The following is an 8,559-nucleotide window of genomic DNA, read 5'->3' as shown; positions in this document are numbered from 1 at the left end:
ACCCGCCTACATCCCGCAAGCTAAAGCATGGGGTCTTGGCGGGAAGAGTGATAAAATAGCTGCCAACTTTCGGTTGTCTGTCTGCTGTCAGTAGGCAAATTTGTGGCGGTTGCGAACATCTTTACTGCCGTGAATATCTCTTTACCGACAACTGATAGCCCGGAGAATGCCATAAGGCATTCATACCGTTGATTCGCCAATAGCCATTAAAAAAGGAGAAAAACAATGAAACGCATAATTTTTTCCCTAACCTGCATTCTCGTAGGAATAACCCTCAGTTTCTCAGCTCAGGCACAAGCCGCTGACCATACTAATAATGATGTAAAGCAAGACAAATTCCTCACGGATCACTCAGAATTTGGTATCGGACTTCAGGGAGCCACCTCTGCCTTTGGCGGACTGAGTTTCCGCTATACCGGACTGGCACCGATATACCTTCAAACCGTTGGACGTTTTATCCTTAACGACCAGAATAGCGATCACATGTTCGGGGGTGGCGTTTCGTACGCCATATTTGAGCACCACGGTAGGTGGCATACATCCCGCCTCTATTTCACCTTAGAAGGGGGCTGGCGGTATAAAAAAGAACCAGACCTGCGTGACGAGATTGTCAAATCTACGACGTTAGGGGGCGGACTCGCTTTTGGAGGCGAGCTTGTATTTTCACTCGGCGGTATCCCGCTCGGCTTGAACGTAGCAGTCGGTCAAGGGTTTGGCAGAGAAAACACCGACACTGAATCTAAAGGTATCGCGGGTGTTTACGTAGGAATGGGCATACATGCCTATTTTTAGGGTAAGTTCGACTGCAGTCAGTAAGTTGGATCAACCCAACCTACTGGCTTGCAGTGCCGAGAACTCCGCCTCCCACTCCTCCCATGTCGGTTTATGACCTTCAGTGAGTACAACAAGCGGCAATATACCGCCTGCCAATTGTTTATTTTTTATGAACTGGGCAGCCTCACGCGCCTCAGCAGTTAACTCAGCCCGATCTGGCGTAGGGAAATAGCGGAAGTCAATGCTCCAGCGGGATTTCCGCGTCGTATTCACCTTACTGGTATGTACGGTAAGATTTGACATGAACAACGCACCACCGGGTTTAAGGGGGATGGCAACTGGTGTGCCACGTGCTTCGACATCTTCCTCCATTCGGACGTTCATATCAGCACCTCGCGCACCGTCCAGTAAACCCCAATGGTGGCTGCCCGGAATAACCCAGCAACACCCGTTCTCGACTGTCGCTTCAACCAACGGCACCCACACCGTAACGATGTGGAGACCGCCTGTGTGCTTTTCTTTTTTTTCGACAACCGACTGGTCGAAGTATTGACTGTCTTGATGCCACGGGAACGAGGTAATCACACTTCGAGGGAGTTTCGTCCGCAACGCAGGTGTGCCGATATTCGAGACTTCAGGACCCAACAGAAGTCGGACCACGTCAAGAACACTCGGGAGGTTGTAGAGATCATATAACTCGCGTCCAAATACACCAAAACTCCAGTTGCGAGGCAATATATCCAACTTTTCGCAGATCGCAGCGTAGCGTCTCTCAAAAGATTCGTCTTCGTATAGCGACGCTAACTTGCCCTTGTTATACAACTCGCGACTATACGCATCAACCTTCGCCTTGATGAAGTCGCGCATCGGTTCTAAATCTTGGTCGTCAATAATATCTTTGCGTACCACATAGCCGTCACGTTCATAAGCTGCCTTGATTTCTTGATCCGTCATTAGTCAGTCTCCTTCTGTCGCTATTGCATAATCTCAAGAGATATGTTATCATGAATGCGCAGCAAACGCAATACCTATCGATTTTTTTAATTAATTTCATACGAAGGGAAGTGGATATGAAAATCACCGATGTAAAAGCGATGACGCTAAGGGGCTATAAACAGTGGAACTACGTCCAGATTGAAACAGACGCAGGTTTGACAGGATTAGGCGAAGCGCACCCCGGGGCGGGAATCGCTGAAATTATCTTGCAATTCAAGCGGATACTCGTTGGCGCAGATCCGAGAAACATAGAACCGCTCTACAACCGCATGATTGGTGCAGCGAGTAACCGATACGCTATGGGTCTATCGGCGATCGGCGGGATAGAAACCGCGCTCTGGGATCTGCTCGGAAAGAGCCTCGGCGTGCCGGTCTATCGACTCTTGGGTGGGAAATATCGCGACTGCATCCGACTCTACGCCGATGTCGGACACGGAAAAGGGAATACACCCGAAGGCTGGGCACAACGCGCCAGAGAAGGCGTTGCGGACGGTTACCAAGCCATCAAGTTTGACATCGATAACTCCGCAAACGAACTCAAACAGGACGCGGTCAATCGGGAATTAAGCACAGCAGAATTACAGAAAATGACAGCGTTGGTCGCCGCTGCACGCGAGGCCGCAGGCGATGGCATCGACATTAGCATTGACTGTCATAGTCTATTCAGCACGCATTCGGCGATGAAACTTGCTGAACGTTTAGAGCCGTTTGATCTGATGTTCTTGGAAGACCCTGTGCCGAATGATAACGTTGAAGCAATGGCGAAAGTCACTGCGGCGACTTCTATTCCAATCTGTACGGGCGAATTCCTGTTCCGACGCGACGGTTTTCGAGAACTCATCCAAACGCAAGCCTGCGATATGCTTCACGTTGATGTATCTGGCACAGGTGGCATACTTGAGGCGAAAAAGATTGCTGACCTTGCTGACCTCTACTACATACCTTTTGCGGCACACAATATCACATCACCCATTGGGATGACCGCAACGGCACACGTCTGTGCCGCTGTTCGGAACTTCATCGTTATGGAACTCCCGTATCACGCCGATCAGGTTGAATGGCGATGGGACCTCGCAATTTCCGATGCACCGCTCATGGAAGATAACGTCTTCGTCGTGCCGGAAAAGCCAGGATTGGGAGTCGAGATAAACGCAGATATCGCCAGAGAACACCTAATGCCGGGATCCGACCACTTCGGTATCATCTAAATCCTACGCCATTTACCACTAATACTTGCTTTTGAGAATTGCCCACCGGGACACCAATTTCTCTTGTGGTGAAACTGCGAACGATGCGGGTATCGGCTGCCAAGTGGGAGCCCTATCTCTACCTATCTGATTTTGAGTGAGATTGACGGGATTCGAGCCATCGGCGTCCATCACATAGATCTCAAACTCGCCTTCTCGGTCTGAAGTGAAAGCGATTTGGGTTCCATCCGGAGACCAATCAGCATGATCATCCATAGCCCGGACGTTATGCGTCAGCTGCACAACATTGGAACCGTCGGCATCCATCACATAGATCTCAAAATCACCATCTCTGCCTGAAGTGAAGGCAATTCGCTTGCCATCCGGAGACCAGGCAGCCTTCCTGTCCCAAGGCTCCAGGTTGTTCGTCAGTTGAGTTAGTTTGCCACTCTCAACTTCTATTACATAAATTTCACGATCACCATCACGGTCTGAGGTAAAGGCGATTCGTGTTCCATCCGGAGACCAATCTGGGTGACGATCTGCTTTCGGATGGCGTGAGATATTAATCTGATTGGTACCATTGGCATCCATCACATAGATTTCCTCGTTTCCTCGGTTTGAGCCGTAGGCAATTTGTTTCCCATTTGGAGACCATGAAGCACCAAAGTCGCCCGTCGGACCTCGTGTGAGATTGGTGAGGTTGGAGCCATTGGCATCCATCACATAGATGTCATAAACGCTATTTGGGCTCGAGGTAAAAGCGATGCGTTTCCCATCCGGAGACCAAGTGGGACCGCTACTTGATGCCCGACCTTTGGTGAGTCTAACAGGGTTCGTCCCATCAACATTCATCACATAGATATTCGCTCGAAAATCAGCGAAATCCCGACTTGAGTTAAAGGCAATCTTCATAGGGGCGGCGGTTAACTGACTCACGAATACCACAAGAAGACTCATCAGGAGTATAAAGACCCGCCATGCGATTCGCTTAGGAAATGTTAATTTCACGGTTTTGCTCCTTTTATGCTACAAAGATATGCGGACGTGTATAAGTGATTATAGGATCCACCGTATATATTAATGACACAATTTTGGAGCGGAAAAGGTGCATAATCTGAAGAAAAATAAAAAATATTCATAGAATTGGAAGTGAACAAAAATTACCCGGGTAATGCCCCTTGGTAATTCACGCCAGTAAACATTCCAAGCACCATCCAAATCCCGACAATCCCAAACTCACCCACAATAAACCCCATAAATAGCGGTCGAAATCTCCGATAGGACCCGAGGCCTCCCCATTTCAGTGCCAAATACTTCAAAAACCAGCCGATAAACATACAAGACCAAAGAAAATAGGACGAGTAAACCGCACCCATCACATATCCAATGGGGTGAAGCTGCCACCACATAAACTGGCGCTGCATAATCAGGAGAAAGCCTGTGATTCCGGCTCCTAAAAGCATACTGTACGCCTCTCCCAACTTCGGGTCTTTCGGATACTGAATCAACGAAACGATATGGTTGAAGTATCTCGGCGCGCCGATGAAGGGCCCCCTTTGGAGATTTAAACCACCTTTGTCATAAATCAAGGGCAACGACGCAGCGTATGAAACGCCGATAGCAACAACGATAGCAAGCACCATCGCACCGAGAACGCTTCTGCGACTTAATCGAAACGGATCCGCCGCCTTGAAACCGTGTAGCACGCTCGGCATCAAAATACCGCCCCAATCTCGCATCATCACCCGCTGAAACCCTAAGAGAGCCAAACTGTTTGCGTCAATAATTCTTGAGCCGGTTGTAATCTCAAAGTATTCGACAGGATACATCGGTGCCTGGATCAGTAACATCCCGCCGTTGACCACCATCCATGACAGTGCCGTAGAAGCGATCAGGAAGAGCACAATAATGCTACACGCGACCCAAAGCGACATGCCAGCGTAGACGCAGAGACCCACGAGGAGTATGAAACTCAGAACCGTTCCCAGCACTGCCGATCTATACGGTAACACTTCATCTGCGTCGTCAATCGTTGTGGTAGCAGCAGACTCCAAAAACGTTCGCTTCAGGAGGTCTTTTATATGGACGCGACTGTTCAATAGGAACGCGATGACCATAACGCAATAGGCAGCCATCGTCTGTCCCCTTGCAGAGATCCACGGACTAATTGGGATAGCAAAAGCGTTGATAATAATGTATTGTAGTTTGAAGAAGAGAAAGAAAAACCAGCAGCTAAACGACACGTCCATCGCGAGGAAGTACGTTATGCCGATAACGGAGAAATAGAGAAAGAACCGAAATTGGGGCCACCACCCCATCACAATCCATGGACGTTCCGTGAATGGGGTATATAGGTCATACCGATTCGGAATACGCGGGAGCGCAGGGAAATACTCGTGCAGTCCATTGAGGAGATGAAAAAAAGCAGCGAGTCCAAATCCGACCCACATCAGCCGATTCGTGAAAACACCATTCAGACTCCCACGCGCTGAGGTCTGCTGAACCATCTCTACAGGCACAGTGACGAGCGGAAAGATGAACCGCTCACGTTCGACCCACTGTTTCCGTAAAACGATGGATACGCAGATAATCAGCGCATAGAGCAGGAGAATGAACGCTGTCCAAACAATGAGTGGCTTTGCCCAGAGTATCCATGGAACAAACGACTCCCCATCATAGAAATCAGCAACAGCACCCTCGTCCCAGACAATAAGCCATTCAGGAAAGTGGCGATGCAGTGCCTCCGCCCATTCGTTCTCAGGTGTCGCAAAATAGACCGGTGCCGCTATATAGGGAAGCAAGTAACCGATCATCCCTTTCGATGGAATCGCTGAACTGACACCCATCATGACCCAGATGAGCATCAACTCCGCCGGACTTAGCACAACACGCGGAAATACCTTTTTCAGAATCGGATTGATAACAAAGGTGAGAAAAATCAGCGTAAACACTGCCCCCAAAGGAAAATGATTTCCAGAGATATCCGTCCCTTGGAGGTAGTAGTCGTTATACGGGGTAATCGCTGTCTGCAGAATGACTAACGCCAAACCGATTAGAACCGCCCGCATCCGCATCACTTTTGGCGCAGCTTGCAAGCCAAAACTCGGCATAAAAAAGCCCACTTTGTTTTTTCGGAACTAAAAATCGTTTGTTAGGGCTGGGTAACCCAGTCCCTACGGGATTGTACACAAACCCGTCTGCCACTCCTGCCCCTTTTTACCCGCATAGAGCATAGCGTACGTGTCGCCGACTTCAAAGATCTGACCTGTCAAGACACTATCACAATCAAACGCATTCGGATCGTCCGATGGTGTGAAGATAGGGTTGTCCGGGTTCGGCTCAAAAGTATGAAAATCGCGAGTCCGAACATGCCCCATTCGCCAGACTTCGCCATCATACCCGCCATAGATAACATGAAAGTACTCTGGTCCCTTGAACAATTCGGTTTCACGAACTGCTTGCCTATCCCACGCCTGCCCGGTCCCTTTAAAAACAGGATTGGCAGGGTTTTTCGTGACCAATGCTGGATTACTCGTCGGTGCCGTCGCATGGCACATCGTTAGTCCTTTTTCAAACGACCGCGTCGCTTTCGCAGTATAAAGGATGTGAATCGTGTCACCGGCTATCGCAACCGAAGGGTGCGTTGATCCATCTTCTTCGTGTTCCGTATCTGCAGGAATGACTGGGGTGTCCTGAACACGCTGCCACTGACCCATATCTCCATCGCTCACAAGTAGACCTGTCTGTTCAGGGGTCGTTTTGCCTTTCCCGCGATAGTACATGTAAAACTTGCCATCAGCAGGATTTAAGAATGGGAAAGGGTATTCGACGGCTTGATCGTCAAACCCATCCTCTGAAGGTTCAAGAATAGGGTTACGTGGGTCCTGCGTGATGTCGGTGAGGTTATCAATGGGTGCTGTGGCGTGCATTATCAACCAGCGAACACCGATATCGCGTTTACACCAGATGTAGTGGACCGTCTCCTCAATGACAATGGCGTGGGTTGCCGCTGCCCAGAGCGGCGGTGGAAGTGAAATGATTGGATTCCCTGTTTCGATTCTTTTAAAACTGGCGAAGAACTCAAACGGGATAGCCTCTTTTCGCGCATCTACCATCGGTTTCTCCTCTGTCTGACTGGCGGTTGACGAATAACTCCCGATTGTCGAGGCGAGTCGATATTGCTATCCATCCACGTCAACCGAGCCTGTAACCACCTTTTCAATTCCTGAACTTCCTGTTCATACGTGGGCAAATACGGACCCGGATTCCCAAAAACACGGTAACCGAGCACCCGCCACTTTTGGAAGTTCCGTTTTCGTGCCTCGGACAAATATTCAGCGGTTCGGTCAATCTCGTCAAGGAGCTTCAAAGTGGCGAGTTCATTTTTCCGAAGCGTTTCCCATCTCTTGACGAGCCGCTGTTTAAAGTTCTCATCCGCTAACAGTCGCCGCCACCAGAACGGAACAGGGTTTGTATCAATAAGCCAATTGTCCGTTTCCCAACCGCCATAGAAAACCGTATTGCCCATTGATAGGTTGAAATCCCAGACGGGTCCCATCTTTAGCTTGGCGTTCCTGTCTTTGTACATATATGTGCTGTTCCGAAATCCGTCGGTATTCTTGAAAAGTTCATTGATGATGAAATGGTCGATAAAAGAATCTACGTCGATATACTTGGCATATCCGTGTTTTGGATCCGCAAAATCCTTGCCCGCTAACGCCGATTCAAATGCGTTCATATACTCTCGAATCCACACTTTTTGAGCAGCAGACATCTCGCGTCCTTTCGGATAGATATGAATCAACTGCGTGCCGTAACGGGTGGTGAAATAGGTGTCATACCAGTCCATTTTGTCGATCTTGAGGATATACCCACCTGTAATTTCCGAGGGTCCGTTCTGCGACGGTTTCAGGGACTTAACATTAACCCGTTTTCTCCCGCGCTTAATCTTCTCCATCAGCAGATAAACACCTACGTAGACGTAATGCTTGCTACCAGTCCTCGTATCAACGGTATCATTGAGAAACACCTCAACAAACTTCGTTCTGCTCGCATATCTACCAATCCGATTACTGAACTCGTACGCCAAGTGGTTCCGCATGAGGGTTTTATCCGAATACGGACCGTTCAGCACCCAGTCGGATTCTGCTGGCAATCCCAACAACGAAACATCTTTGTCGTTGCCAGCATTGTCCTGAGTTTCAAAACCGTACTGTTGCTTTGGAAACGACTGCGACGTTTTTCCCCGAACCTCTATACCAATCCTGCCTTCAAAATCGACATGCCGACTGTCCAAGGCGTTTCTACCGCCGGATTTATCGTAAATAATCTTCATCCGCGCAGGAATTTTCGGATCGTCAGGAATCCATTTCCCAAATGTATCAATAAGCACAATCGGTAAATTCGATGTATACGGCACAGCATTAGCAAAGCAACCGATAGCCATGAATAATATAACGCTGCCGAGAAATAGAAGTATGTTCCTTTTATAACGGTACACCATTCATAACCTCGCGATAAGAGTTGTTCCTATTTATAGTGGCGAGATTAGGAAATCTCGCCAGCAGGGCGTGGGTTCCGTTTGTAGTGTAAACTTACT

The 8,559-nt window shown here is 48.8% G+C and carries 7 protein-coding genes; 2 read left to right on the top strand and 5 right to left on the bottom strand.

Annotated features, from left to right (window positions below; all coding sequences use genetic code 11):
- The first annotated feature begins 225 nt into the window (after positions 1 to 225).
- Positions 226 to 792: a hypothetical protein gene (locus tag OXN25_21580; protein ID MDE0427454.1), complete on the top strand. Its 567-nt coding sequence runs from the start codon at positions 226 to 228 to the stop codon at positions 790 to 792.
- Between the two features lie 30 nt (positions 793 to 822).
- Here the strand turns inward: OXN25_21580 and OXN25_21575 are convergent, their stop codons facing one another.
- Positions 823 to 1,728, bottom strand: a complete 906-nt coding sequence (locus OXN25_21575) for a phytanoyl-CoA dioxygenase family protein (GenBank protein ID MDE0427453.1) — start codon at positions 1,726 to 1,728, stop codon at positions 823 to 825.
- A 116-nt stretch (positions 1,729 to 1,844) separates the two neighbouring features.
- Between OXN25_21575 and OXN25_21570 the strand changes: the two genes are divergently transcribed.
- Positions 1,845 to 2,978 (top strand): mandelate racemase/muconate lactonizing enzyme family protein, encoded by a 1,134-nt coding sequence (locus tag OXN25_21570; GenBank protein MDE0427452.1) that lies wholly within the window; start codon positions 1,845 to 1,847, stop codon positions 2,976 to 2,978.
- Positions 2,979 to 2,996: 18 nt separating this feature from the next.
- On the opposite strand, the gene OXN25_21565 is transcribed toward OXN25_21570, so the two are convergent.
- The 4 genes from OXN25_21565 to OXN25_21550 all read right to left on the bottom strand — a co-directional run bounded on the left by OXN25_21565 (position 2,997) and on the right by OXN25_21550 (position 8,463).
- A complete protein-coding gene (locus tag OXN25_21565) occupies positions 2,997 to 3,968 on the bottom strand; it encodes a DPP IV N-terminal domain-containing protein (protein MDE0427451.1) in 972 nt (323 codons plus the stop codon).
- A gap of 152 nt (positions 3,969 to 4,120) precedes the next feature.
- Positions 4,121 to 6,070, bottom strand: coding sequence for a hypothetical protein (locus OXN25_21560; protein ID MDE0427450.1), 1,950 nt, complete (start codon positions 6,068 to 6,070; stop codon positions 4,121 to 4,123).
- Between the two features lie 63 nt (positions 6,071 to 6,133).
- Complete coding sequence (locus OXN25_21555) at positions 6,134 to 7,075, bottom strand: hypothetical protein (GenBank protein MDE0427449.1); 942 nt, start codon at positions 7,073 to 7,075, stop codon at positions 6,134 to 6,136.
- Complete coding sequence (locus OXN25_21550) at positions 7,069 to 8,463, bottom strand: CotH kinase family protein (GenBank protein ID MDE0427448.1); 1,395 nt, start codon at positions 8,461 to 8,463, stop codon at positions 7,069 to 7,071. The genes OXN25_21555 and OXN25_21550 overlap by 7 nt, the downstream gene beginning before the upstream one ends.
- Between the last annotated feature and the right edge of the window lie 96 nt (positions 8,464 to 8,559).

This window comes from Candidatus Poribacteria bacterium (assembly GCA_028820845.1).
Lineage (GTDB): Bacteria > Poribacteria > WGA-4E > WGA-4E > WGA-3G > WGA-3G.
Note: the sequence above shows the minus strand (reverse complement) of the source record. Positions and strands in the feature narration are given on the sequence as shown.

Excerpts from the sequence above, each read along its gene's own strand:
- OXN25_21580 (MDE0427454.1), top strand. The coding sequence starts at position 226 with ATGAAACGCATAATTTTTTCCCTAACCTGCATTCTCGTAGGAATAACC.
- OXN25_21575 (MDE0427453.1), bottom strand. The coding sequence starts at position 1,728 with ATGACGGATCAAGAAATCAAGGCAGCTTATGAACGTGACGGCTATGTG.
- OXN25_21570 (MDE0427452.1), top strand. The coding sequence starts at position 1,845 with ATGAAAATCACCGATGTAAAAGCGATGACGCTAAGGGGCTATAAACAG.
- OXN25_21560 (MDE0427450.1), bottom strand. The coding sequence starts at position 6,070 with ATGCCGAGTTTTGGCTTGCAAGCTGCGCCAAAAGTGATGCGGATGCGG.
- OXN25_21555 (MDE0427449.1), bottom strand. The coding sequence starts at position 7,075 with ATGGTAGATGCGCGAAAAGAGGCTATCCCGTTTGAGTTCTTCGCCAGT.
- OXN25_21550 (MDE0427448.1), bottom strand. The coding sequence starts at position 8,463 with ATGGTGTACCGTTATAAAAGGAACATACTTCTATTTCTCGGCAGCGTT.